The organism is Streptomyces sp. NPDC029152 (assembly GCF_055564355.1).
The window spans coordinates 181646-206148 of sequence record NZ_JBVHWR010000005.1 but is presented as its reverse complement, the minus strand read 5'-3'; the positions used below and the strand labels follow the sequence as shown (position 1 = coordinate 206148).

The following is a 24503-nucleotide window of genomic DNA, read 5'->3' as shown; positions in this document are numbered from 1 at the left end:
CACGTATGTGCGGACGGTATGCGGCGAGTCGTCGACCCGAGGATCTCGCAGGAATCTTCGAGATCGAGAAGTGGGACCCCGAGGAGGCCCTGGAGCCCGATTACAACGTGGCCCCCACCAAGGAGGTCTACGCCGTGCTGGACCGTCCCCTGAAGGACGTCGAGGACCCGAAGCCGGTTCGCCAGCTGCGGAAACTGAAGTGGGGGCTCGTCCCCTCCTGGTCCAAGTCGCCCGAGGGCGGTGCCCGGATGATCAACGCCCGCGCGGAGACCGTCCACGAGAAGCCGTCCTACCGCCGCGCCTTCGCCACCCGGCGCTGCATCCTGCCCGCCGACGGCTACTACGAGTGGGTCACCGGCAGGCAGGAGCGGGACCTGGAGGTCGAGGGGCGCAAGAAGCGGCCCCGCAAGCAGCCGTACTTCGTGACCCCGGCCGACGGCTCCGTGTTCGCCATGGCGGGGCTGTACGAGTTCTGGCGGGACAGGACGCTGCCGGACGACCACCCCCGGGCCTGGTGGGCGACGTGCTCGGTGATCACGACCGAGGCGGAGACCGCGCCGCTGGCCGTCGCCCCGGCCGACGGACCGCACGCCCTGGCCGACATCCACCCCCGGATGCCGCTGATGCTGACGCCGGACCGGTGGGACGCCTGGCTCGACCCGGCGCGCACCGACCCCGGCGACCTCACCCCCCTGCTGGCGCCCCCGCCCCCCGGGCTGATGCGGGCGTTCCCCGTCCCCACGGCCGTGAGCAACGTCCGCAACAACGGGCCGGAGCTGCTGACGGAGCTGGAGGGGCCGGAAGAGGGCACACTCTTCTGACGTGAAGACCGAGATCATCGACACGGCGGCCGGCGCCGCCCGCATCACCTGGCACCCGGCCGCGAGGCCCCGCCTGGTCCTCGCCGCGGGCCACGGCGCCGGCGGCGGCATCGAGGCGCGCGATCTCGCGGCACTGGCGGCGGCGCTGCCCGCGCGGGGCGTGACCGTGGCCCTGGTGGAGCAGCCCTGGCGGGTGGCCGGCAAGAAGCTGGCGCCCGCACCGAAGACCCTGGACACCGGCTGGCGGGGGGTGTGGCCCGCGCTGAACGGTCCCGGCCTGCCGGTGATCTCGGGCGGCCGCAGCGCCGGCGCCCGCGTCGCCTGCCGCACCGCGGCCGAGCTGGGCGCCCACGCCGTGCTCGCCCTGAGCTTCCCGCTGCACCCGCCGGGCAGGCCGGAGAAGTCCCGCGCCGAGGAGCTGCTCGGGGCCGGGGCGCCCACCCTCGTCGTACAGGGCGGCAACGATCCGTTCGGGAGACCGGAGGAGTTCCCCGAGGGGGCCTACGGCCTGACCCGGGTGCCGTACGGCGACCACGGCTTCGCCGTGCCCGGACGGGCGGGGATCACGCAGGAGGAGGCCCTGAGGCTGATCACCGACGGCGTCGCGGAGTGGGTCCGCTCACTCGGCTGAGGGCCCGGGAATGACCGGCGGGCGACCGCTGTTGTGGCCGACATACGGTGCTGAGCATCAGCGCCGACGCCGTACGAGAGGAAGTCCGCCGCATGGCTTCAGCCTTCTGCCCGAGTCGCAGCAGCCGCGCCGACCTGGACTGGACGGTGCTGCACGCGGCGAAGACCGCCCCCATTCGGGCGGCGGGCGGACCGGATCGTCGTCTATCCTCCGATTCGAGCGGGGCCGGTTTCGTCTCCGCGACGTCACTGGAGGAGGTGGGTCCGGTCACTGGGACCGACGCAGGGACCGAGCACGGCCAGGCGGAGCAGCCCGAGGGCCGGGGCACGGGTGCGGAGTCGACCGCGGAGCGCAGTGCGCGCTTCGAGCGGGACGCGCTCGAGTTCCTCGACCAGATGTACTCGGCCGCGCTGCGCATGACCCGCAACCCGGCCGACGCCGAGGATCTGGTGCAGGAGACCTACGCCAAGGCGTACGCGTCCTTCCATCAGTTCCGTGAGGGCACCAACCTCAAGGCGTGGCTGTACCGCATCCTCACCAACACCTTCATCAACTCCTACCGCAAGAAGCAGCGCGAACCCCAGCGCAGCGCGGCCGAGGAGATCGAGGACTGGCAGCTCGCGCGCGCCGAGTCGCACATGTCGACGGGTCTGCGTTCCGCCGAGTCGCAGGCGCTCGACCACCTGCCCGACTCGGACGTGAAGCAGGCGCTCCAGGCGATCCCCGAGGAGTTCCGCATCGCCGTGTACCTGGCCGATGTAGAGGGCTTTGCCTACAAGGAGATCGCGGACATCATGGGAACACCCATCGGTACGGTGATGTCCCGGCTGCACCGGGGCCGTCGTCAGCTGCGCGGCATGCTGGAGGACTACGCCCGCGACCGTGGTCTGGTCCCGGCCGGCGCCGGAGAGTCGAACGAAGCGAAAGGCTCGGGGTCATGAGCTGCGGAGAGCCGCACGAGACGGATTGCAGCGAAATCCTCGATCATCTCTACGAGTTCCTCGACCGGGAGATGCCGGACTCGGACTGCGTGAAGTTCGAGCACCACTTCGAGGAGTGCTCGCCCTGCCTGGAGAAGTACGGGCTGGAGCAGGCCGTGAAGAAGCTGGTCAAGCGGTGCTGCGGCCATGACGACGTGCCGGGCGACCTGCGCTCCAAGGTCATGGGCCGGATCGACCTGATCCGCTCGGGCCAGTCGGTGCCCGAGCACGACGTCACGGCGGCACCGCCCACTCCGCAGGAGTCCTGAGCCCGGCGCCCCCCGCGTGACGCGTCACTCGTACGTGCTAATCCGCGGGATATCCGCCCGCCTCCCCTGCCGCCGAACCTAGGCTCGCGAGCCTGACGGGAACGGCCGGGGGAGGCGCTCATATGGACGGGGTACCGGCACGGGCGCGTGCGTATGTCGCCGGTGTCGTCCTCGCCGCCCTGCTCTGTCTGCGCCCGCCGGCCCAGGCGTCCACGCCCTGGTGGGCCGTCCTGCTGCTCGCCGGGCTGTACGCGGGCTGCGAGCACGTCGCCCGGTCCCGGTCCGTCGGGACCTGCTACCCCGTCCTGCTCGCCGGGGCCTTCCTGCTCCCGCCGCACGCCGCCGCGCTCGTGGCGCTGCCGGGGACCCTGCTGTCCCCGGTGACGCAGCGGCCGGCCGCCCTGCGGCGGACCTGGCGGGCCGCGCAGCTGACACTCGCCGTGTGGGCCGCGGCCCGGGTGTACGGGGAGTGCGGCGGGCGGGGCGCGGTCGCGGGCCCGGACTTCCCCTACGCGCTCGTACCGGCGGGCGCCGCGGTGCCGGTCTTCTGCCTGGTGCTGACCCTGCTGGACGGCGGAATCCTGACGCTGGCCGACCGGGTGCCGGCCCGGCGGGCGTGGCGGGGGCTGTTCTTCCGTTCGCTCGCCCCGATCGCCGTGCACGGGCTCGCCGGTCTCATGATGGCCGTCCTGTGGCGCAGTCCCTACGGCCCGGTCGCCGCGCTGCTCGTGCTCCTGCCGATGTGCGTGGCCTGGTGGGCGTTCGCGCAGTACCACCGGGAGAGAGCCGCGCACCAGGCGACCATCCGCGCCCTGGTGCAGGCCGTCGACATCAAGGACGGCTACACGCGCGGACACAGCGAGCGGGTCGGCCACGCCTCGATGATGATCGCCCGCGAGCTGGGCCTGGACGACGAGCGCGTCGAGACGCTCCGCTTCGCCGGGATCCTGCACGACGTGGGCAAGCTCGGCGTGCCCACGCGCCTGCTGCGCAAGGACGGTCCGCTGACGCCGGAGGAACGGCGCGTGATCGAGCTGCACCCCGAGTACGGGCACGAGATGGTGCGCGGCATCCGCTTCCTCGGCGAGGCCCGGGCCGCCGTGCTGCACCACCACGAACGCCTGGACGGCAGCGGATACCCCTACGGGCTGGCGGGCGGCCAGATCCCCGAGTCGGCCCGGGTGGTCGCCGTCGCCGACGCCTTCGACGCGATGACGTCCACACGGTCCTACAGCAGGGCGAGACCCGTCGCGGCGGCCCTGGAGGAACTCCGGCGGTGCGCGGGCACCCACTTCGACCCCCGGATGGTCGGGGCGCTGGTGCGGGCCCTGGAACACCACGGCTGGCACCCGGCAGTGACCTCCGACGGCGCCCCCGCCCGCCCGTCCCGCCCGGCCGACGCCCGCAGCCGGGACGCGCACGACGGCGTGGCGAAGGGAACTCCGTGACGTCGCCGGGGGCGGCCGGGGCGACGGAGGGGATCCGCCCCGCACGCGCCGGCCGCGACCGCGCCGGCCCGTGGTCCCCGCGGGAGCGCGCCGCGACGGTGTCACGGACCCCGGCGGTGCTCCTGACGCACGCCGGAGCCGCCCTCCTCGCGCTCGTGTGCCTCGCCTCCGTGCTGTGGTCGGGCATCGTGGAACGCCCCGTCGCGCTCGCCTTCGGCCTCCTCGTCGCGCTCGGCGAGCTCACCCGCCGGAGCGGGGGCGAGGGCCGGGAGACGGCACCCCTCGGGACCGCCGGAGCACTGGCGTACGCCCTGCTCGGGGAGGACGCCGGGCACCCCGTGCACCATGGGGTCGCCCAGACCGTCACCGTGGTGCTCGTCGCCTCGCTGCTCGGCAGCGTCCCGCACATCGCGCGCGGTCACGGCCCCGTGCTCGACCCCCTGGCGCGGCGCCTGCTCACCGTCGCCTTCGCCGCCGTGTGCTTCCGGCCACTGGCCGGGCAGGGCACCTTCCGCGACTGGGGCGGCCCCGCCCACGCACTGCTGCTGATCGCGCTGCTCGCCCTGACCGCGCTGTGCGACGCCGTGCTCGCCGCGGCACCGGCGCACGCGCGCACCGGATGGCCCTTCGGCCCGCTGCTGCGCGAGGAGCTGCGGGCCGTGGTCGGCATCACCTCCGCGGTGTGCGCCACGGGGGCGGTGATGGCGCTCGCGGTGGCCGTCGCGGGACTGTGGGCGCTGCCCGTCTTCTGCGTGCCGCTGCTGCTCACCCAGCTGTCCTACCGGCGGTACGCCGCCGTCCGGGCCACCTACCGGCAGACCATCGCCTCCCTGGCCCGGGCCACCGAGATCGCCGGGTACACCCCCGCCGGGCACGCCCGCCGCGTCGCCGAGCTCAGCACGGCCGTCGGACGGGACCTGGGGCTGTCCGGGCCCGAGCTGACGGTGCTGGAGTACGCGGCCCTCATGCACGACATCGGACAGCTGAGCCTCGTCGACCCGGTCCCGGCGGGAGCCACGGCCGGCCTGCCCGCGACCGAACAGCGGCGGATCGCGCTGCTCGGCGGGGCCGTCGTCCGCCGGACCGGCGTCGACGCGGCGGTCGCCGTGGTGGTGGAGCGGCAGGCCGACCCCTGCCACGAGCAGCCGGTCGCCGCGCGGATCGTGCGCGCGGTCAACGCCTACGAGGAGAAGGCGCGGGACGCCGGACCCGGCGGGGACCTCACCGCGCTGGAGGAGCTGCGCCTGGCCACCGCGGGCGACTACGCTCCCGACGTCGTGGAGGCACTGGCCCGAGTGCTCTCCCGGGGCAGCCTTACCTCGCCCCCGGCTGGGTAACCCATGGGTAATGAGCGCCCTCCAGGCCGCACGTGGTTTGATGCGCGGGAGAGGGTGTCCGGGGGCGCGGGAAGGCACAGCCAGCCCACAGAACGGAACTGGCAGGCGGGAATCGTGAGGATCTTCGGCAAGGGACGGCACCGGCCCTCCGCCTCCTGGCGGCAGGCCACCGACCGTGCGTTCACGCTGATCGGCGACGGTCGCTACGAGGACGCGGGCGCGCTGCTGACGCGGGCCGCCGACCTGGAACCCTGGCTGTCGGAGTCGTGGTTCAACCTCGCCCTGCTGCACAAGTTCCGGCACGACTGGGAGCAGGCCAGAGCGGCGGGCCTGCGGGCCGTGGCGCTGCTCGACCGGGACAGCGGGGCGCCCGACTGGTGGAACGTCGGCATCGCCGCGACCGCCCTGCAGGACTGGCCCCTGGCCCGTCGCGCCTGGCAGGCCTACGGGCTGAGGACGCCCGGCGACGCCACGGACGCCGGTGAACCCCTCGGCATGGACCTCGGGAGCGCGGCCGTACGGCTGTCCCCGGAGGGCGAGGCCGAGGTGGTGTGGGGGCGGCGGCTCGACCCCGCCCGCGTCGAGGTGCTGTCCATTCCGCTGCCGTCCTCCGGGCGGCGCTGGGGCGAGGTCGTGCTGCACGACGGCGTCCCGCACGGGGAGCGGACCACGGCCGCCGGACACGCCTACCCGGTCTTCGACGAGATCGAGCTGTGGGCGCCGTCGCCCGTGCCCACCTGGGTGGTCCTCCTGGAGGCCGCGACCGAGGCCGACCGGGACGCCCTGGAGCAGCTCGCCGCCGACGCCGGGTTCGCCGCCGAGGACTGGTCGTCCTCCGTGCGGCTGCTGTGCCGCATGTGCTCGGAGTCCCGGATGCCGTCCGACGAGGGCGACGGCGAGCATCTCGATCCGCACGACCACAGCGAGCCGGGGCATCCGGGGCCGCTCGGGCACCGGACGGACGGGCAGCTGTGGGTGCCGGAGCGGGAGTGCGGGGTGGCCGCGCCGGCCTCCCTGGTGCGGGGGCTGCTGGACGGGTGGGTCGCGGACAGCCCGGATTCCCGGGACTGGCGTGATCTCGAAGAGGTCTGCTGAGGCCGTCGCCCCGTTCCCCGTACCCTGTAACAGGCATCAACCCGGGTTTCATGAGGAAGGCGTACGTCGGTCATGGCGCAGCAGGACACCGATCAGCAGCACGCGGGCGTGCTCCCCGTGGACGACGAGGGCTTCGTCGTCGACACCGAGGACTGCGAGGAGCGCGAGACGGCCTGGCGTGAGCGCGGTACCTCGCGTCCGATCACGGTGGTCGGCAATCCGGTGCTGCACAAGGAGTGCCAGGACGTCACCGACTTCGGCGAGGAGCTCCAGCAGCTGGTCGCGGACATGTTCGCCAGCCAGCGCACCGCCGAGGGCGTGGGCCTGGCCGCCAACCAGATCGGCGTCGACAAGAAGGTCTTCGTCTACGACTGCCCCGACGACGAGGGCGTCCGTCACGTCGGTGTGGTCTGCAACCCGCGGCTCGTCGAACTGCCCGCCGACCGGCGCCGCCTCGACGACAGCAACGAGGGCTGCCTGTCCGTGCCGACCGCCTACGCGCCGCTCGCCCGTCCCGACTACGCCGAGGTGACCGGGCAGGACGAGAAGGGCAACCCGGTCAAGGTGCGCGGCACCGGCTACTTCGCGCGCTGCCTCCAGCACGAGACCGACCACCTCTACGGGTACCTCTACATCGACCGGCTCTCCAAGCGCGAACGCAAGGACGCGCTGCGGCAGATGGCGGAGAACGAGCCGCGCTACCCCGTGGTCGCGAACGACTGAGACCTCGTCCGGCCTCACAAGTCCCAGACGAACGGCGTCCGTTCGGGTCCGTCCCGAGCGGACGCCGTTCGTCCGTCACCCGTTCGATCCCTGCCGCCCTCCCGGTGATCCCGAAGCCGACACACACCAGGAGAATTCAGGCGTCGCAGGGTAGTGAATGAAGCAAATCCGTCCCCGGAGCGGTCAGTTGTGGTGCTGAATGGAAGAACGGGGATACGCAACGGCGCACGCCCCGCTCTTGGAGAGGAGTGCGCCACCGGCGGCTGAGAGGGGTTTGTTCGTGCATGCTTTCTCACACGGCACCACAGCGACACCGACCGCGACCGCAGTTCCACCGCAGCTCTCACTCCCGGTGATCGAGGCGGCATTTCCCCGGCAACTGCACCCGTATTGGCCGAAGCTCCAGGAGAACACCCGCACCTGGCTGCTGGAAAAACGGCTCATGCCGGCGGACAAGGTGGAGGAATATGCCGACGGCCTGTGCTACACGGACCTCATGGCCGGGTACTACCTCGGCGCCCTCGACGAGGTCCTGCAGGCGATAGCCGACTACAGCGCGTGGTTCTTCGTCTGGGACGACCGGCACGACCGGGACATCGTCCACGGCCGTCCGGCCGCCTGGCGGCAGCTGCGGGACCGGCTGCACACGGCGCTGGACTCGCCCGGGGACCACCTGCACCACGAGGACGCGCTGGTCGCCGGATTCGCCGACGGCGTGCTGCGGCTGTACGCCTTCCTGACGCCGGCGTGGAACGCCCGGTTCGCCCGGCACTTCCACGCGGTGATCGAGGCGTACGACCGGGAATTCCACAACCGCACCCACGGAATCGTGCCCGGCGTCGAGGAGTACCTCGAACTGCGTCGGCTCACCTTCGCGCACCGGATCTGGACCGACCTGCTGGAGCCGAGCGCGGGATGCGAACTGCCGGACGCCGTGAGAAAACACCCCGCGTACCGGCGGGCGGCACTGCTGAGCCAGGAATTCGCGGCCTGGTACAACGACCTCTGCTCACTGCCCAAGGAAATAGCGGGCGATGAGGTCCACAATCTCGGTATCAGTCTCATCGTCCATCACCGGCTGACCCTGGAAGAAGCGATGGAAGAAGTCCGGCGACGCGTCGAGAAATGCATCACGGAATTCCTCGCCGTCGAACGGGAAGCCTTGCGGTTCGCCGACGGGCTCGCCGACGGAACCGTGCGCGGAAAGGAACTGGGCGGCGCCGTGCGGACCGTCGTCGGCAATATGCGGAACTGGTTCAGTTCCGTCTACTGGTTCCACCACGAGTCCGGCCGGTACATGGTCGACAGCTGGGACGACCGGTCCACGCCCCCGTACGTCGACAACGAAGCGGCAGGTGAGAAATGACCGTCGAGTCCGTCGACCCCGGGACCACGGCAGAACGCCGGCGAGAACTGCGCGAGCCGCCCGTCGCGGGCGGCGGCGTCCCGCTCCTCGGCCACGGCTGGAAGCTGGCCCGGGACCCGCTGGCCTTCATGGCCCAGCTGCGCGACCACGGCGACGTCGTGCGCATCCGGCTCGGTCCGAAGACCGTGTACGCGGTCACCACCCCGGCGCTCACCGGCGCCCTCGCCCTGAGCCCCGACTACCACATCGCCGGTCCGCTGTGGGAGTCGCTGGAGGGCCTGCTCGGCAAGGAGGGCGTGGCGACCGCCAACGGCCCGCTGCACCGGCGCCAGCGGCGCACCATCCAGCCCGCCTTCAAACTCGACGCGATCCCCGCCTACGGGCCGATCATGGAGGAGGAGGCGCACGCGCTCACCGAGCGCTGGCAGCCGGGGCGGACGATCGACGCCACCTCCGAGTCCTTCCGCGTCGCCGTGCGCGTCGCGGCCCGGTGCCTGCTGCGCGGCCAGTACATGGACGAGCGCGCCGAGCGCCTGTGCGTCGCGCTCGCCACCGTCTTCCGCGGCATGTACCGGCGGATGGTCGTCCCACTGGGGCCGCTGTACCGGCTGCCGCTGCCGGCCAATCGCGAATTCAACGACGCGCTGGCCGATCTGCACCTCCTGGTCGACGAGATCATCGCCGAGCGCCGCGCATCCGGTCAAAAGCCGGACGATTTGCTGACGGCTTTGCTGGAGGCCGAGGACGACAATGGCGATCCGATCGGGGAACAGGAGATCCACGACCAGGTCGTCGCGATACTCACCCCCGGAAGTGAGACCATCGCCTCCACGATCATGTGGTTGCTGCAGGCACTTGCCGAACACCCGGAACATGCCGACCGCATACGCGACGAAGTCGAAGCGGTCACCGGCGGGCGCCCTGTGGCATTCGAGGACGTCCGCGAGCTCACGCACACCGGCAATGTCATCGTGGAGGCCATGCGTTTGCGCCCCGCCGTATGGGTATTGACGCGCCGAGCCGTGGTGGAGACGGAACTCGGTGGCTATCGCATTCCGGCCGGGGCGGACATCATCTACAGTCCGTACGCGATCCAGCGCGATCCGAAGTCGTACGCCCGCAACCTGGAGTTCGACCCGGACCGATGGCTTCCGGAACGTGTGACGGAACTGCCGAAATACGCCATGCGGCCGTTCAGCGTGGGCAATCGCAAGTGCCCCAGCGACCACTTCTCCATGGCGCAGCTGACGCTGATCACGGCGGCGCTCGCCACCAAGTACCGCTTCGAGCAGGTGGCGGGTTCGAACGACGCCGTGCGCGTGGGCATCACGCTGCGTCCGCACGAGCTGCTGGTGCGGCCCGTGGCGAGGTGAGCGCCGCGGTGACGCGGTTCAGGCGGCGGCCTCGGGGCCCCGGAACGTGCGCCGGTAGGCGTACGGGGTGGTGCCGAGTGCCCTGACGAACTGGTGCCTCAGGGCCGCCGCCGTACCGAAACCGGTGCGCCAGGCGATCGCGTCCATCGTCTCGTCCGTCGCCTCCAGCAGCCGCTGGGCCAGCAGCACGCGCTGGCGCAGGATCCAGCGGTAGGGAGTCGTCCCCGTCTCCTGCTGGAAGCGGCGGGCGAAGGTGCGCGGTGACATGTGCGCCCGGGCCGCCAGCTGCTCGACGGTGACCTCCTCGTCGAGGTGCTGTTCCATCCAGGCCAGCACCTCGCCGACGGTGTCGCAGGAGGAGCGCGGCAGCGGCCGCTCGATGTACTGCGCCTGGCCGCCGTCCCGGTGCGGCGGCACGACCATGCGCCGGGCGATCCTGTTGGCGACCTCCGGCCCCTGCTCCTTGCGCACGATGTGCAGACAGGCGTCGATCCCGGCGGCCGTGCCGGCGGAGGTGATCACCGGGTCCTCGTCGACGTAGAGCACGTCGGGCGAGACCACCGCCCGCGGGTACTGCCGGGCCAGCTCGGCCGCGTGGTGCCAGTGCACCGCGCAGCGCCGCCCGTCCAGCAGCCCGGCGGCGCCCAGCACGAACACCCCGGAGCACACGCTCAGCACCCGCGTGCCCCGGTCCACGGCCCGCCGCAGGGCGTCCAGCAGCTCGGGCGGGTACCCCCGGCGGGCGAAGTCGTCGCCCGCCGGCACGGTGATCAGGTCCGCCTCCTCGAGACGGTCCAGCCCGTACGGCGTGGAGACGCTCAGTCCGCCGACGTGGGTGCCCAGCGCAGGGCCCTCCGCGGAGACCACCGCGAAGTCGTACCCCGGCAGTCCCTCGTCGCTCCGGTCGATGCCGAAGACCTCGCAGACCACGCCGAGTTCGAAGGGATGCACGCCGTCCAGCAGGACGGCGGCCACGTTCTTCAGCATGCTGCCAGTGTGCACCGGGAGTGGCAGGAAATCGAGGTCCTACGGCAGTCCTGCCACTCACGGGGAGGGGTCCGGAGCGCGACAGTGGTGTGCATGAACGCAGACCAGACAGAAGCCCTGCTCGGAATGCTCGTGACCTTCGGACTCCTGGTCCTCATGGTCCTCCCGTCGGTGGTCGGCATCGTGCGCGAACGGCGCATCGACCGACAGATCAGGGAGGCCCACGAGGAACGGGAGCGCCGCGAGGCCGTCGCGCGGGAGGAGACCCGCAGGACTCAGAAGTCCTCGGACAGGTCGACGGTGCCCTCCACCGCCACCTGGTACGCCGAGGGACGCCGCTCGAAGAAGTTGGTCAGCTCCTGAACACCCTGGAGCTCCATGAAGGAGAAGGGGTTCTCGGAGCCGTACACCGGGGCGAAGCCGAGGCGCGTCAGGCGCTGGTCGGCCACGCACTCCAGGTACTGCCGCATCGAGTCGGTGTTCATGCCCGGGAGGCCGTCACCGCACAGGTCGCGCGCGAACTGCAGCTCGGCCTCGACGGCCTCCCGCAGCATCTCGGTGACCTGCCGCCGCAGCTCGTCGTCGAAGAGGTCCGGCTCCTCCTTGCGGACGGTGTCGACCACGTCGAAGGCGAAGGACATGTGCATCGTCTCGTCGCGGAACACCCAGTTGGTGCCGGTCGCCAGGCCGTGCAGCAGGCCCCGGCTGCGGAACCAGTACACGTAGGCGAAGGCGCCGTAGAAGAACAGGCCCTCGATGCACGCGGCGAAGCAGATGAGGTTGAGCAGGAAGCGGCGGCGGTCGGCCCTGGTCTCCAGGCGGTCGATCGACTCCACCGAGTCCATCCACGTGAAGCAGAACTCGGCCTTCTCCCGGATCGAGGGGATGTTCTCCACGGCCGCGAAGGCGGCGGCGCGGTCGTCCGGATCGGGCAGGTAGGTGTCCAGCAGCGTCAGGTAGAACTGGACGTGCACCGCCTCCTCGAACAGCTGCCGGCTCAGGTACAGCCGCGCCTCGGGGGAGTTGATGTGCTTGTAGAGGGTCAGCACCAGGTTGTTCGCGACGATCGAGTCGCCCGTCGCGAAGAACGCCACCAGCCGCCCGATGAGGTGCTGCTCCTCGGGGGTGAGCTTGGCGAGGTCGGCGACGTCCGAGTGGAGGTCGACCTCCTCCACGTGCCAGGTGTTCTTGATGGCGTCCCGGTAGCGCTCGTAGAAGTCGGGGTAGCGCATGGGGCGCAGGGTCAGCTCGAAGCCCGGGTCGAGCAGGTTCTTCGTGTGGTCGTTCATCACTGGCACGCCTCGCAGGACTCGGGGTTCTCCAGGGAGCAGGCGACCGCCTCGGGATCGGGGGCGGCCTGCAGGGGGACGGCGGGGGTGCGCCCGGCGGCGCGGGCGATACGGGTCGCCGGGCGCGAGCGCAGGTAGTACGTGGTCTTCAGGCCCTGCTTCCAGGCGTACGCGTACATCGAGGACAGCTTCCCGATGGTCGGCGTCTCCAGGAACAGGTTCAGCGACTGGGCCTGGTCGAGGTACGGGGTGCGGGCGGCGGCCATGTCGATCAGGGCGCGCTGCGGGATCTCCCAGGCGGTGCGGTACAGCGCGCGCACGTCCTCGGGGATCCACGCGAAGTCCTGCACCGAGCCGTTGGCCTCGCGCAGCGCCTCGCGGGTGCGGGCGTCCCACACGCCCAGCCGCTTGAGGTCGTCGACCAGGTACGAGTTGACCTGGAGGAACTCGCCGGACAGCGTCTCGCGCTTGAACAGGTTGGACACCTGCGGCTCGATGCACTCGTAGACGCCCGCGATGGAGGCGATCGTGGCGGTCGGCGCGATGGCGAGGAGCAGCGAGTTGCGCAGCCCGGTCGCGGCGATGCGCGTGCGCAGGGCGGCCCAGCGCTCCGGCCAGGCCGTCTCCACGCCGTAGTGGTCGGGGTGCAGCACGCCCCGCGCGGTACGGGTCTTCTCCCAGGCCGGCAGCGGGCCGCTCCGCTCGGCGAGGCCGGCGGACGTCTCGTACGCGGCGAGCATGATCCGCTCGGCGATGCGGGTGGACAGGGCCTTCGCCTCGGGGGAGTCGAAGGGCAGGCGCAGCTGGAAGAAGACGTCCTGCAGGCCCATCGCGCCGAGGCCGACCGGGCGCCAGCGGGCGTTGGAGCGGCCCGCCTGCTCGGTCGGGTAGAAGTTGATGTCGACGACCCGGTCCAGGAAGGTGACGGCGGTGCGGACGGTGGCGTCCAGCCGCTCCCAGTCGATGTCACCGGCCGCCCGGTCGACGAACGCGCCGAGGTTGACCGAGCCCAGGTTGCAGACCGCCGTCTCCCCGTCGTCGGTGACCTCCAGGATCTCCGTGCAGAGGTTGGACGAGTGCACGACGTGGCCCGGCTCGGCGGTCTGGTTGGCGGTGCGGTTGGCGGTGTCCTTGAAGGTCATCCAGCCGTTGCCGGTCTGCGCGAGGGTGCGCATCATGCGGCCGTACAGCTCGCGGGCCGGGAGGGTCCTGCGGGCCAGGCCCTTGGCCTCGGCCGCCCGGTAGGCCGCGTCGAACTCCGCGCCCCACAGGTCGACCAGCTCCGGCACGTCCGAGGGCGAGAACAGCGACCACGGCCCGTCGGCGTCCACCCGGCGCATGAACTCGTCCGGGATCCAGTGCGCGAGGTTCAGGTTGTGCGTCCGGCGGGCGTCCTCGCCGGTGTTGTCCCGAAGCTCCAGGAACTCCTCGATGTCGGCGTGCCAGGTCTCCAGGTAGACCGCCGCCGCGCCCTTGCGCCGGCCGCCCTGGTTCACGGCGGCGACCGAGGCGTCCAGCGTCTTCAGGAACGGGACGATGCCGTTGGAGTGCCCGTTGGTGCCGCGGATCAGCGAACCCCGGGCACGGACGCGGGAGTAGGCGATGCCGATGCCGCCGGCGTGCTTGGACAGGCGGGCGACCTGGTGGAGGCGGTCGTAGAGGGAGTCCAGCTCGTCCTTGGGGGAGTCGAGGAGGTAGCAGGACGACATCTGGGCGTGCCGGGTGCCGGAGTTGAAGAGGGTGGGGGAGGAGGGCAGGTAGTCCAGACGGCTCATCAGACCGTAGAGCGCGGCGACTTCGTCGGCGGACCGGGTGGTGTCGTCCTCGGCGAGTCCGGCCGCGACGCGCAGCAGGAAGTGCTGGGGCGTCTCGACGGCCTTGCGGGTGATCGGGTGCCGGAGCAGGTAGCGGCTGTACAGCGTGCGCAGCCCGAAGTAGCCGAAGCGGTCGTCGGCGGCCGGGTCGATCAGCGCGTCCAGGCGGGCCGCGTGCCGGCGGACGAAAGCGGCCGTGCGGTCGGCGATCAGGCCCTCGCGGTGGCCGGTGGCGACGGACTCCGTGAAGCCGGTGACGCCCTGGGAGGCGGCCTCGGCGCGGATGCCGATGGTCAGCAGCCGGGCGGCGAGGCGGGAGTAGGCCGGGTCCTCCGAGATCAGGCCGGCCGCGGCCTCCGTGGCGAGCTCCCGCAGTTCCGCCTCGTCGGCGCGCGCGGACCGGCCGCGCAGCGCGGCGGCGGCGACCCGGCCGGGATCGGCGTCGGGGAGGTCGGCGGTGAGGCCGGTCAGGGTCCGCAGCAGGGCGGCACCGGGTCCGTCGGGTTCCTCGGTCACCGGGGTCGCTGGAGCCGGATCGGCTGGCGCGATGGTCACGTGGGGCTCTCCCTCGCTCGGCACGGGGCCTGGCGGAGGGCAGGGGGCAGCTCACGAGCGCACACGGCGTCGCGTCCACCGGCCCACTCCACGAGGCCCGGACGTCATGGCACCCGGGCCGGGACGGCCGGGCGCACTGTCGGCAGGTCCTCGGACTGAGCCCGTGCGTGCTCACGCGGGGACGCGAACACGCACAAGTACACCGTTGCGGGACAGTTCCGGATTCGCACCGGATTCCCCTGCGGCGACAGCGAGCACGAGCATACATCTTGTGCCGCGACCTGCGAGCACCCCCAGATGTTGTGCCGCGTCGGTGTCAGAGGGGCAGCCGGTAGGTGAGCAGCATGATGTCGTCGAGCTCCGGCAGCGGGTTCCAGTCGCGGTCGGGGGTGCGGGCGAAGCCCAGGCGTTCGTAGAGCCGGTGGGCGGTGCGCATCGCCCGCTGGGTCGACAGCACGAGGCCGGTGCAGCCCTCGACGGCCCGGGCGCGGTCCACGCAGGTCCGCACGAGTGCCTCGCCCACGCCGCGTCCCCGTGCCTCGCGGGCGACGGCGAGCATGCGTATCTCGGCCTCGCCGGGCCGGGCGATGTCGGCCATGGGGCCGCCGGACGGTACGAAGGTCACGCCGCCGAGGACGCGGCCGTCCGCGGCGGCCACCAGGACCTCCGCGGCCGCCGCCCGTCCGGCCACGTCCCGCAGCTCGCCGAGGTAGGCGTCGTCCTCACCGAAGTCGAGGAGGCCGTCCTGGAGATAGGCCCGCGCGGTGATCTCGCCGAGGGTGTCGTACTCGTCGGCGGCCGCGTGCCGGATCACGAAGTCCATGCCGCCGAGTGTGCCCGACGGGTACGGCGACGGGCCGCCGGTTTTCTCCGACGGCCCGTCGCCCGTGCGCGGGTCAGTGCGAGGTGCCCGCCGTGGCCGGCGGCAGCTCCACCCGGACGCCCGGGTCGCCCGCGTCCGCCGTGTAGTCGGCCGGCTGCGTCTCGTCGACGCCGTCGGGGGCCTTGACGGCCCTCAGGACGAAGGTCAGGACCACGGTGACCAGGACGTTCAGCGCGAAGGCGGTGAGACCGATGTAACCGATCTCGCCGATACCCGGGATCTCCTCCGAGGAGCCGCCGAAGTGCTTCTGGTCCGGGTTGGTCGGCGACGGCACCCCGTACGCGACGAGGGTGCCGTACACCATGCCGACCGCCCAGCCGGCGAGCAGGGCCCAGCGGTGGAACCAGCGGGTGAACAGGCCGCCCACCAGGGCCGGGAAGGTCTGCAGGATCCAGATGCCGCCGAGCAGCTGGAAGTTGATCGCGACCGTCTTGTCCATCGTCAGGACGAAGACCAGCGCGCCCACCTTCACCAGCAGCGACACCAGCTTGGAGACCTTGGTCTCCTGCTCCGGGGTGGCGTCCGGCTTGATGAAGTCCTTGTAGATGTTGCGGGTGAAGAGGTTCGCGGCCGCGATCGACATGATCGCCGCCGGGACCAGTGCGCCGATGCCGATCGCCGCGAAGGCGACGCCCGCGAACCAGTCCGGGAACATGTCCTCGAACAGCTGCGGGATCGCCAGCTGGCCGTTGCTCACCTTGATCCCGGCCGCGATCGCCATGAAGCCCAGCAGCGCGAGCAGGCCGAGCATCAGGGAGTACAGCGGCAGGATCGTGGTGTTGCGGCGGATCACCTCACGGCTGCGCGAGGACAGCGTCGCGGTGATCGAGTGCGGGTACATGAACAGCGCGAGCGCCGAGCCGAGCGCCAGCGTGGCGTACGTCCACTGGCCCGCCTCGGGCGGCACCACGGCGCCGCGCGGCTTGCCGGTCACCTCGTTGGTCTGGCCGAACGCCTCGCCCGCCTTGGCGAAGACGTCGTCGAAGCCGCCCAGCTTGATCGGGATGTAGATGATGGCCACGGCGATCACGATGTAGATCAGCGTGTCCTTCACGAACGCGATCAGCGCGGGCGCGCGCAGCCCCGACGAGTAGGTGTACGCCGCCAGCACGCCGAAGGCGATCAGCAGCGGCAGGTCCTTGACGAACCAGTTGGTGTCCTCGCCGCCGCCGACGCCCATCACGTCCAGCACGGCCTGGATGCCGACCAGCTGGAGCGCGATGTAGGGCATCGTGGCGAGGATGCCGGTGACGGCGACCGCCAGCGACAGGCCCTTCGAGCCGAACCGGCCGCGCACGAAGTCCGAGGTCGTCACGTAGCCGTGCTTGTGGGAGACCGACCACAGGCGGGGCAGGAAGGTGAAGATCAGCGGATAGACCAGGATCGTGTACGGCACGGCGAAGAAGCCGGACGCGCCCGCCGCGTAGATCGCCGCCGGCACGGCCACGAAGGTGTACGCCGTGTAGAGGTCGCCGCCCAGCAGGAACCAGGTGACCCAGGTGCCGAACGAGCGGCCGCCCAGGCCCCATTCGTCGAGGCTGTGCTCGTTCTCGGCCCTGCGCCAGCGGGCGGCCATGAAGCCCATCGCGGTGACGAGCACGAAGAAGAAGATGAAGACGGCGAGTGCGACGCCGTTCACGCCGTCGTTCACTCGGCCCCGCCTTCCCGGCGGGAGCGCTGGTCACGCTGCCAGAGCTTGTACGCGATCACCGTCAGCACGGTGGAGATCAGCACCCACGCCATCTGGTACCAGTAGAAGAACGGGATGCCGATGAGGGCCGGGTCGGTCTCGGCGTACGACCCGACCCACAACATGGCCACGAACGGTGCGACGAGGCAGAGGGCGATGACGACGCGCGCCGGCGTCACCGTCGGCCCTCTGTTCACTTCTGGGGCTTGCGACATGCGGTGGCTCCGTCCCCTCGCTGATCACCTGGTGCAGTGCGCACGAAAATGTAGGTGACGGCGTCGAGACAGCGGAAGACCTCGTCCGCATATCGGTCCTCGCCCGCGACGCCGTGCGGCGCGGGGGAGGGGACGCTCAGTCCTGGGGCCGCTTGAGCCGGGCCACGAACTTGTAGCGGTCGCCCCGGTACACCGACCGCACCCACTCCACCGGCCGGCCCGTACGGTCCAGCGAGTGCCGGGAGAGCATCAGCATCGGCAGGCCGACGTCGGTGCCGAGCAGGCCGGCCTCGCGCGGGGTCGCCAGCGAGGTCTCGATGGTCTCCTCGGCCTCGGCGAGACGGACGTCGTACACCTCGGCGAGGGCCGTGTAGAGGGACGTGTACTTCACCAGCGACCTGCGCAGGGCGGGGAAGCGCTTCGCCGACAGGTGGGTCGTCTCGATGGCCATCGGCTCGCCGTTGGCCATGCGCAGCCGCTCGATGCGCAGCACCCGGCCGCCCGCCGTGATGTCCAGCAGCCCGGCGAGGCGCTCGTCGGCGGTGATGTAGCCGATGTCCAGCAGCTGCGAGGTGGGTTCGAGACCCTGGGCCCGCATGTCCTCCGTGTAGGAGGTGAGCTGCAGTGCCTGCGACACCTTGGGCTTGGCGACGAAGGTGCCCTTGCCCTGGATGCGTTCGAGGCGGCCCTCGACGACCAGCTCCTGCAGGGCCTGGCGCACGGTCGTGCGCGAGGTGTCGAACTCCGCGGCCAGCGTGCGTTCGGGCGGGACCGGCGTGCCCGGCGCCTGTGTCCGGGTCATGTCGAGCAGGTGCTTCTTCAGTCGGTAGTACTTGGGCACGCGCGCGGTACGGACGGTCGCCCCACCCTCGTTCTCCGCACTGCTGACGTCGGTGCTCATGCTCTGCCTTCCCGGCTCCGGGTGCCGAAGCGACCGACATCCCCTATCGGCCACGGCTCACATCGTGGCACGGGTTCGTGCCGGGAGGATCCCGCACGCTCCGTGATCCCCTCTGTATACCTCCGAGGCCCCCGTTGGTCTAGTCCACCGCGCCGCCGTGGGGGCGTTGGTACATGCCGTCCGGCCGGTCCCGGCGCCCCGCCGGGAAGCGGTGGTACACCCGGCGCCGGCCCGTCCGATGTGTCGCTTGCGCAATGAAAGGTCCCTGCATATCTCGGTCGCATCACGGACGTCCGGGGGGCGCTTGAACACCCTTGACAGCCCTATTGGTCTGGGCCAAGCTCCCCCTACTGGTCTACACCATTGGTCCAGGTCCCGGCCCCATGGGCGGTCCGCGTCGACGAGCAACCGCGGGGAGGCAGGGGGGTTTTGTGGCATCCCTGAGGAGGGTGGCGTGAAGCGCAAGCTGATAGCCGCGATCGGTATCGCGGGCATGATGGTCTCGGTCGCGGCGTGCGGGGGCGACGGCGGCGACGACGACGGCAAGAAGGCCGGGGCGGACGGCTACGCCGGCCAGACGCTGACCGTGTGGGTGATGGACGGCTCCTCGCCCGACCAGTGGCAGGCGGACCTCGCCAAGGAGTTCGAGGCGAAGACCAAGGCCAAGGTCAAGTTCGAGATCCAGAAGTGGAACGGTATCCAGCAGAAGCTGACCACCGCCCTCTCCGAGGAGAACCCGCCCGACGTCTTCGAGATCGGCAACACCCAGACCCCGGCCTACGCCAAGACCGGCGGCCTGGCGGACCTGAGCGACCTCAAGAGCGGCATCGGCACCGACTGGTCCGAGTCCCTCAACAAGTCGGCCGTCTTCGACGGCAAGCAGTACGCCGCCCCGTGGTTCGTGGTCAACCGCGTGGTCGTCTACAACAAGAAGATCTGGGCGGACGCGGGCATCAAGGACACGCCCAAGACCCGTGACGAGTTCTACAACGACCTCAAGACGATCGGCGAGAAGACCGACGCCGAGCCGATCTACCTGCCCGGCCAGAACTGGTACCACTTCGTGGGCCTGGTCATCGGCGAGGGCGGCGAGCTGGTCAAGAAGGACGGCGACAAGTACGTCTCCAACCTGGCCGACCCGAAGGTCGCGGCCGCCACCGAGACCTACAAGAAGTTCCAGGCCCTGTCCAAGGCGCCCAAGGACAAGGACGAGGCCACCCCGCAGCAGGGCGAGATCTTCGCCAAGGGCAAGACCGGCGCCATCATCGGCATGGGCTGGGAGGGCGGCACCGCGATCACCGCCAACCCGGCGATCGAGAAGGACCTCGGTTACTTCACCATCCCGGGCGCCACGGCCGACAAGCCCGAGGGCGTCTTCCTCGGTGGTTCCAACCTGGCCGTCGCCGCGGGCAGCAAGAAGCAGGAGCTGGCCAAGGAGTTCCTGAAGCTCGCGCTCTCCGACAAGTACGAGGGTGCGCTGGCCAAGGCCAACGGCGTCATCCCGAACAAGGAGTCGCTGCAGAGCAACCTCCAGGGCAACGCCGCCGCCGAGGCCGCCGCGCCGGCCGCCGCGGGCGGTGACACCACGCCGCTGATCCCGGAGTGGGCCGCGGTCGAGAACGACCCCAACCCGATCAAGACCTACCTGACGGCCGTGCTGAAGGGGAAGTCCCCCGCCGAGGCCGCCAAGCAGGTCGAGGGCGAGTTCAACAAGCGCCTGGCGCAGCAGCAGTAACACCGGGTGAGCCGGGGCGGGGGCTGGCACACGACGGCCCCCGCCCCGGTTTGAGTTGGACAGGTCGAGAAGAAGAGAGACCGCGAGCATGACCGTGCAGACCGAACGGCCGCCCCGAGGCCCGTCGGACGTCCGCAAGGCGGACGGCGGGAACACCGGCCAGGCGAAACCGAGAGCCGCGTCCCGCGCCGGCGCGCTCGTCCCGTACCTGTTGCTGCTGCCGGCCTGCGCGGCCACCGTGCTGCTGCTGGGCTGGCCGCTGCTGAAGGACGGCCTGCTGTCCTTCCAGAACCTCAACATGGCGCAGCTGATCCAGCACGTCACCGAGTGGACCGGCTTCGACAACTACAAGGAGGTCCTCACCGGCGAGGACTTCTGGCGGGTCACGCTCCGCTCGATCCTCTTCACGGCGGTCAACGTCGTCCTCACCATGGTGCTGGGCGGCCTGATCGGCCTGCTGCTCGCCCGCCTCGGCAGGGTGATGCGGTTCGTGCTGATGATCGGGCTGGTGCTGGCGTGGGCGATGCCGGTGGTCGCCGCGACCACCGTCTACCAGTGGCTGTTCGCCCAGCGCTTCGGCGTCGTCAACTGGGTGCTGGACAAGCTCGGCTGGCACTCCATGGCCGACTTCAGCTGGACCGGCAGCCAGTTCTCGACCTTCTTCGTCGTCACCGTGCTGATCGTCTGGATGTCCGTCCCGTTCGTCGCGATCAACCTGTACGCGGCGACCACCACCATCCCCGACGAGCTGTACGAGGCGGCCTCCCTCGACGGGGCCGGCGCCTGGCGCAGCTTCACCACGGTCACCCTGCCGTTCCTGCGGCCGTTCCTCTACGCGACGACCTTCCTGGAGATCATCTGGATCTTCAAGGCGTTCGTCCAGGTCTACACGTTCAACGGCGGCGGTCCCGACCGTCTCACCGAGATCCTGCCCGTCTACGCCTACATCGAGGGTGTCGGCAACCAGCACTACGGCATGGGCGCCGCGATCGCGGTCCTGACCATCCTGATCCTGCTCGGCCTGACCGCCTACTACCTCAGGATCGTGCTCAAGCAAGAGGAGGACGAGCTGTGAAGCGCTCGCTCTTCGGCCGCCTGTGGCCCAACGTCACGGCCGTCGTCCTGTTCATCGGCCTCGTCTTCCCCGTCTACTGGATGTTCGCCACGGCCTTCAAGCCGACCGGCGACATCATCTCGGAGGACCCGGTCTGGTTCCCGACCGACATCACCTTCGAGCACTTCAGGACGGCGGTCGACGCCGACCACTTCTGGACCTACGTCACCAACTCGCTCGTCGTCACCGTCTGCGCGGTCGTCTTCTCACTGGTCATCGCGCTGGCCGGGGCCTTCGCCCTGGCGCGGATGCGGTTCAAGGGGCGGCGCGGCTTCATCGTCGGCTTCATGCTCGCCCAGATGGCGCCCTGGGAAGTCATGGTCATCGCCATCTACATGATCGTGCGCGACGCGTCGATGCTGAACAGCCTCGTGCCGCTCACACTCTTCTACATGATGATGATCCTGCCCTTCACCATCCTGACGCTGCGCGGCTTCGTCGCCGCCGTGCCGAAGGAGCTGGAGGAGTCCGCGATGGTCGACGGCTGCACCCGCGCCCAGGCCTTCCGCCGGGTCATCCTGCCGCTGCTCGCGCCGGGCCTGATGTCCACCTCGATGTTCGGCTTCATCACCGCCTGGAACGAGCTCCCCCTCGTCCTGGTCGTCAACAAGGAGGCGGAGTCCCAGACCCTGCCGCTGTGGCTGACCAGCTTCCAGACCGTCTTCGGCGACAACTGGGGCGCGACCATGGCCGCCTCGTCCCTCTTCGCCATCCCGATCCTGGTCCTCTTCGTCTTCCTGCAGCGCAAGGCCGTCAGCGGCCTGACCGCCGGCGCCGTGAAGGGATAAGCCATCCGATGACGACAATCGCCAGCGGTACCGACACGCTCACGCGCGACGCACTGACCGTCCTCCAGCCCGGCTTCACCGGCACCACCGCCCCCGACTGGGTGCTGCGCCGCCTCGGCGAGGGGCTGGCCTCCGTCGGCCTGTTCGGGCGCAACATCGCCTCGGCCGAGCAGCTGGCCGCCCTCACCGCCCAGCTGCGCGCCGAGCGCGAGGACGTGCTGGTCGCCATCGACGAGGAGGGCGGCGACGTCACCCGCCTCGAGGTGCGCACCGGCTCCTCCTTCCCCGGCAACCTCGCCCTCGGCGCGGTGGACGACGTGGAGCTCACCCGGCAGGTCGCCGCGGAGCTGGGCCGGCGCCTCGCGGCCTGCGGGGTCAACCTCAACTGGGCCCCGTCCGCCGACGTCAACTCCAACCCCGGCAACCCGGTCATCGGCGTGCGCTCCTTCGGCGCCGGCACCGACCTGGTCGCCCGGCACACCGCGGCCTACGTCACCGGCCTGCAGTCGGCGGGAGTGGCCGCCTGCACCAAGCACTTCCCGGGCCACGGCGACACCGCCGTCGACTCCCACCACGCCCTGCCGCGCATCGACGTGGACGCCTCGGTGCTGGCCGAGCGCGACCTGGTGCCGTTCCGCGCGGCCATCGCCGCCGGCAGCCGCGCGGTGATGAGCGCCCACATCCTGGTCCCGGCCCTGGACCCGGACCGTCCGGCAACGTTGTCCCGCCACATCCTGACCGGCGTGCTCCGCGGCGAGCTGGGCTACGACGGCCTCATCGTCACCGACGGCATGGAGATGCGGGCCATCGCGGGCACCTACGGCATCGAACGCGGCAGCGTCTTGGCCGTCGCGGCCGGGGCCGACGCGATCTGCGTGGGCGGGGGCCTGGCCGACGAGGAGACCGTACGGCGCCTGCGCGACGCGCTGGTGGAGGCGGTCCGCTCGGGCGAGCTGTCCGAGGAACGCCTGGCCGACGCGGCGGAGCGGGTACGTGCCCTGGCCCGCTGGACGGCGGACCGGGCGGACGCCTCGCGGTCCGTGCCCGCCGACGGCGACGTGGGCCTGCGCGCGGCCCGCCGCGCCCTGCGCGTCACCGGCGCCGAGGGCTTCACCCCCCTCACCGAGCCGCCGTACGTCGCCGCGCTCACCCCCGTCGCCAACATCGCGGTCGGCGACGAGACCCCCTGGGGCGTCGCCGCCGAGCTGGGCCGCCTGCTCCCCGGCACCGGGACCGGCAGCTTCGCCGGGGCGGACGCGGGCGAGGAGGTGCTGGCGGCGGCCGGCCCGCGCCGTGTCGTGGCGGTCGTCCGCGACGAGCACCGCCACCCCTGGATGGCTGCGGCCCTCGACACCGTGCTGGAGGCCCGGCCCGACACGATCGTGGTCGAGATGGGCGTCCCCGGGGCCGAGCCCCGCGGTGCCCTGCACGTGGCCACCCACGGCGCGGCCCGCGTCTGCGGCCGGGCGGCGGCGGAGGTCGTCGCGGGCGTCTGACCCGGGCGCCGGCCGGCCCGACACGACGAAGGCGCCGCACCCCCGGATCGGGGGTGCGGCGCCTTCCGCCTCCGGGTCCGCAGGGGGGTGAGCGCGGACCCGCGGGTCAGATGCCCTGCCAGTCGGGCTTGTGGGCGTAGGTGTGCCGGAAGTAGTCGGCGAGCTTCAGCTTGGACGCGGCGGCCTCGTCGACGACGACCGTGGCGTGCGGGTGCAGCTGCAGCGCGGAGGCCGGGCACACGGCCGCGACCGGGCCCTCCACGCTCGCGGCGACCGCGTCCGCCTTGCCCTCGCCGGTGGCCAGCAGCACCAGGTGCCGGGCCTCCAGGATGGTGCCGATGCCCTGCGTGATCACGTGGTGCGGGACCTGCTCGATGTCGCCGTCGAAGAACCGCGCGTTGTCGACGCGGGTCTGCTCGGTCAGCGTCTTGATCCGGGTCCGCGAGGCGAGCGAGGAGCACGGCTCGTTGAACCCGATGTGCCCGTCGGTCCCGATCCCCAGCAGCTGGAGATCCACCCCGCCGGCCTCGCCGAGCGCGCGGTCGTAGGCCTCGCACGCGGCCTGCACGTCCGCGGCCGTGCCGTCCGGGCCCATGAACGCGTCCATGCTGATCCCGAGCGGTTCGAGCACCTCGCGCCGCAGCACCGAGCGGTACGACTCCGGGTGTTCCGCCGGCAGCCCCACGTACTCGTCGAGCTGGGCGATCCGTGCCCGCGCGGTGTCCACGGAACCCGCGCGCACCCGGGCCGCCAGCGCCTCGTACACGGGCAGCGGCGTCGAGCCGGTGGCGACCCCGAGCAGGGCGTCGGGCTTGCGCCGGAGCAACTGCGCCATGGCCTCGGCAATGAGCTCGCCGCCCGCCCTGGCGTCGGGAACGATGACAACTTCCACGCTTGCCTGCCGTTTCGAGGTAAGGCACCCACCCGGTGCCGGAACTGGCCATGTGGTTTAGACCAATCTAACAGAGGAGGGCCCCGCGGGCGTGCCGAAAC

The 24503-nt window shown here is 71.2% G+C and carries 23 protein-coding genes and 1 riboswitch; of the genes, 15 read left to right on the top strand and 8 right to left on the bottom strand.

The annotated features are described in order from the left end of the window. Positions 1-5: 5 nt before the first annotated feature. The 10 genes from ACZ4V6_RS13185 to ACZ4V6_RS13140 all read left to right on the top strand — a co-directional run bounded on the left by ACZ4V6_RS13185 (position 6) and on the right by ACZ4V6_RS13140 (position 10043). A complete protein-coding gene (locus ACZ4V6_RS13185) occupies positions 6-821 on the top strand; it encodes an SOS response-associated peptidase (RefSeq protein ID WP_467826063.1) in 816 nt (271 codons plus the stop codon). A gap of 1 nt (position 822) precedes the next feature. Further along, a complete protein-coding gene (locus tag ACZ4V6_RS13180; RefSeq protein WP_467826061.1) occupies positions 823-1452 on the top strand; it encodes an alpha/beta hydrolase family protein in 630 nt (209 codons plus the stop codon). A gap of 257 nt (positions 1453-1709) precedes the next feature. Then, positions 1710-2393, top strand: coding sequence for an RNA polymerase sigma factor SigR (gene sigR / locus ACZ4V6_RS13175; protein ID WP_003973756.1), 684 nt, complete (start codon positions 1710-1712; stop codon positions 2391-2393). Then, on the top strand, positions 2390-2701 hold the full coding sequence (rsrA, locus tag ACZ4V6_RS13170; RefSeq protein ID WP_467826058.1) for a mycothiol system anti-sigma-R factor: 312 nt from the start codon (positions 2390-2392) through the stop codon (positions 2699-2701). The genes sigR and rsrA overlap by 4 nt, the downstream gene beginning before the upstream one ends. Positions 2702-2823: 122 nt before the next feature. Next, positions 2824-4149 (top strand): HD-GYP domain-containing protein, encoded by a 1326-nt coding sequence (locus tag ACZ4V6_RS13165; protein WP_467826056.1) that lies wholly within the window; start codon positions 2824-2826, stop codon positions 4147-4149. Positions 4150-4265: 116 nt separating this feature from the next. Beyond that, the gene (locus ACZ4V6_RS13160; protein WP_467826053.1) at positions 4266-5486 is read left to right on the top strand and encodes an HD-GYP domain-containing protein; all 1221 of its coding nucleotides are present in this window, start codon (positions 4266-4268) and stop codon (positions 5484-5486) included. A 114-nt stretch (positions 5487-5600) separates the two neighbouring features. Continuing rightward, on the top strand, positions 5601-6581 hold the full coding sequence (locus ACZ4V6_RS13155; RefSeq protein WP_077796525.1) for a tetratricopeptide repeat protein: 981 nt from the start codon (positions 5601-5603) through the stop codon (positions 6579-6581). 72 nt (positions 6582-6653) lie between these two features. Next, positions 6654-7304, top strand: coding sequence for a peptide deformylase (gene def / locus ACZ4V6_RS13150; protein ID WP_351134738.1), 651 nt, complete (start codon positions 6654-6656; stop codon positions 7302-7304). A 280-nt stretch (positions 7305-7584) separates the two neighbouring features. Then, positions 7585-8670, top strand: coding sequence for an epi-isozizaene synthase (gene cyc1, locus ACZ4V6_RS13145; protein ID WP_467826049.1), 1086 nt, complete (start codon positions 7585-7587; stop codon positions 8668-8670). Then, a complete protein-coding gene (locus tag ACZ4V6_RS13140) occupies positions 8667-10043 on the top strand; it encodes a bifunctional albaflavenone monooxygenase/terpene synthase (protein ID WP_467826047.1) in 1377 nt (458 codons plus the stop codon). Before cyc1 ends, ACZ4V6_RS13140 begins: the two co-directional genes overlap by 4 nt. An 18-nt stretch (positions 10044-10061) precedes the next feature. Here the strand turns inward: ACZ4V6_RS13140 and ACZ4V6_RS13135 are convergent, their stop codons facing one another. Next, positions 10062-11030, bottom strand: coding sequence for a GlxA family transcriptional regulator (locus ACZ4V6_RS13135; RefSeq protein WP_467826044.1), 969 nt, complete (start codon positions 11028-11030; stop codon positions 10062-10064). A 93-nt stretch (positions 11031-11123) separates the two neighbouring features. Between ACZ4V6_RS13135 and ACZ4V6_RS13130 the strand changes: the two genes are divergently transcribed. After that, positions 11124-11393 (top strand): hypothetical protein, encoded by a 270-nt coding sequence (locus ACZ4V6_RS13130; protein ID WP_467826042.1) that lies wholly within the window; start codon positions 11124-11126, stop codon positions 11391-11393. Here ACZ4V6_RS13130 and ACZ4V6_RS13125 read toward each other — a convergent pair. From ACZ4V6_RS13125 to ACZ4V6_RS13100, 6 genes are all read right to left on the bottom strand, one after another. After that, positions 11306-12319: a ribonucleotide-diphosphate reductase subunit beta gene (locus tag ACZ4V6_RS13125; protein ID WP_467826039.1), complete on the bottom strand. Its 1014-nt coding sequence runs from the start codon at positions 12317-12319 to the stop codon at positions 11306-11308. The genes ACZ4V6_RS13130 and ACZ4V6_RS13125 overlap by 88 nt on opposite strands. After that, positions 12319-14688: a ribonucleoside-diphosphate reductase subunit alpha gene (locus tag ACZ4V6_RS13120; protein ID WP_467826036.1), complete on the bottom strand. Its 2370-nt coding sequence runs from the start codon at positions 14686-14688 to the stop codon at positions 12319-12321. Before ACZ4V6_RS13120 ends, ACZ4V6_RS13125 begins: the two co-directional genes overlap by 1 nt. A gap of 124 nt (positions 14689-14812) precedes the next feature. Further along, positions 14813-14952: riboswitch (cobalamin riboswitch) on the bottom strand. A gap of 52 nt (positions 14953-15004) precedes the next feature. After that, positions 15005-15511, bottom strand: a complete 507-nt coding sequence (locus tag ACZ4V6_RS13115) for a GNAT family N-acetyltransferase (RefSeq protein ID WP_467826034.1) — start codon at positions 15509-15511, stop codon at positions 15005-15007. Positions 15512-15584: 73 nt separating this feature from the next. Continuing rightward, complete coding sequence (gene mctP / locus ACZ4V6_RS13110) at positions 15585-17222, bottom strand: monocarboxylate uptake permease MctP (protein WP_467826032.1); 1638 nt, start codon at positions 17220-17222, stop codon at positions 15585-15587. Beyond that, positions 17219-17476, bottom strand: a complete 258-nt coding sequence (locus tag ACZ4V6_RS13105) for a DUF3311 domain-containing protein (protein WP_467826029.1) — start codon at positions 17474-17476, stop codon at positions 17219-17221. Before ACZ4V6_RS13105 ends, mctP begins: the two co-directional genes overlap by 4 nt. Positions 17477-17612: 136 nt before the next feature. Next, positions 17613-18377: a GntR family transcriptional regulator gene (locus ACZ4V6_RS13100; RefSeq protein WP_077796534.1), complete on the bottom strand. Its 765-nt coding sequence runs from the start codon at positions 18375-18377 to the stop codon at positions 17613-17615. A 454-nt stretch (positions 18378-18831) separates the two neighbouring features. Between ACZ4V6_RS13100 and dasA the strand changes: the two genes are divergently transcribed. The 4 genes from dasA (at position 18832) to ACZ4V6_RS13080 (ending at position 23510) form a co-directional block, all read left to right on the top strand. Beyond that, complete coding sequence (gene dasA, locus ACZ4V6_RS13095) at positions 18832-20112, top strand: N,N'-diacetylchitobiose ABC transporter substrate-binding protein DasA (RefSeq protein WP_467826026.1); 1281 nt, start codon at positions 18832-18834, stop codon at positions 20110-20112. Between the two features lie 88 nt (positions 20113-20200). Further along, positions 20201-21187: a carbohydrate ABC transporter permease gene (locus ACZ4V6_RS13090; protein ID WP_467826024.1), complete on the top strand. Its 987-nt coding sequence runs from the start codon at positions 20201-20203 to the stop codon at positions 21185-21187. After that, positions 21184-22014 carry a carbohydrate ABC transporter permease gene (locus tag ACZ4V6_RS13085; RefSeq protein WP_467826022.1) on the top strand — a complete coding sequence of 277 codons (831 nt, stop codon included), beginning with the start codon at positions 21184-21186 and terminating at the stop codon, positions 22012-22014. Before ACZ4V6_RS13090 ends, ACZ4V6_RS13085 begins: the two co-directional genes overlap by 4 nt. Before the next feature lie 8 nt (positions 22015-22022). Next, positions 22023-23510 (top strand): glycoside hydrolase family 3 protein, encoded by a 1488-nt coding sequence (locus ACZ4V6_RS13080; protein WP_467826019.1) that lies wholly within the window; start codon positions 22023-22025, stop codon positions 23508-23510. A 106-nt stretch (positions 23511-23616) separates the two neighbouring features. Here ACZ4V6_RS13080 and nagB read toward each other — a convergent pair whose 3' ends face one another. After that, a complete protein-coding gene (gene nagB, locus ACZ4V6_RS13075; RefSeq protein ID WP_077796539.1) occupies positions 23617-24402 on the bottom strand; it encodes a glucosamine-6-phosphate deaminase in 786 nt (261 codons plus the stop codon). Positions 24403-24503 lie beyond the last annotated feature (101 nt).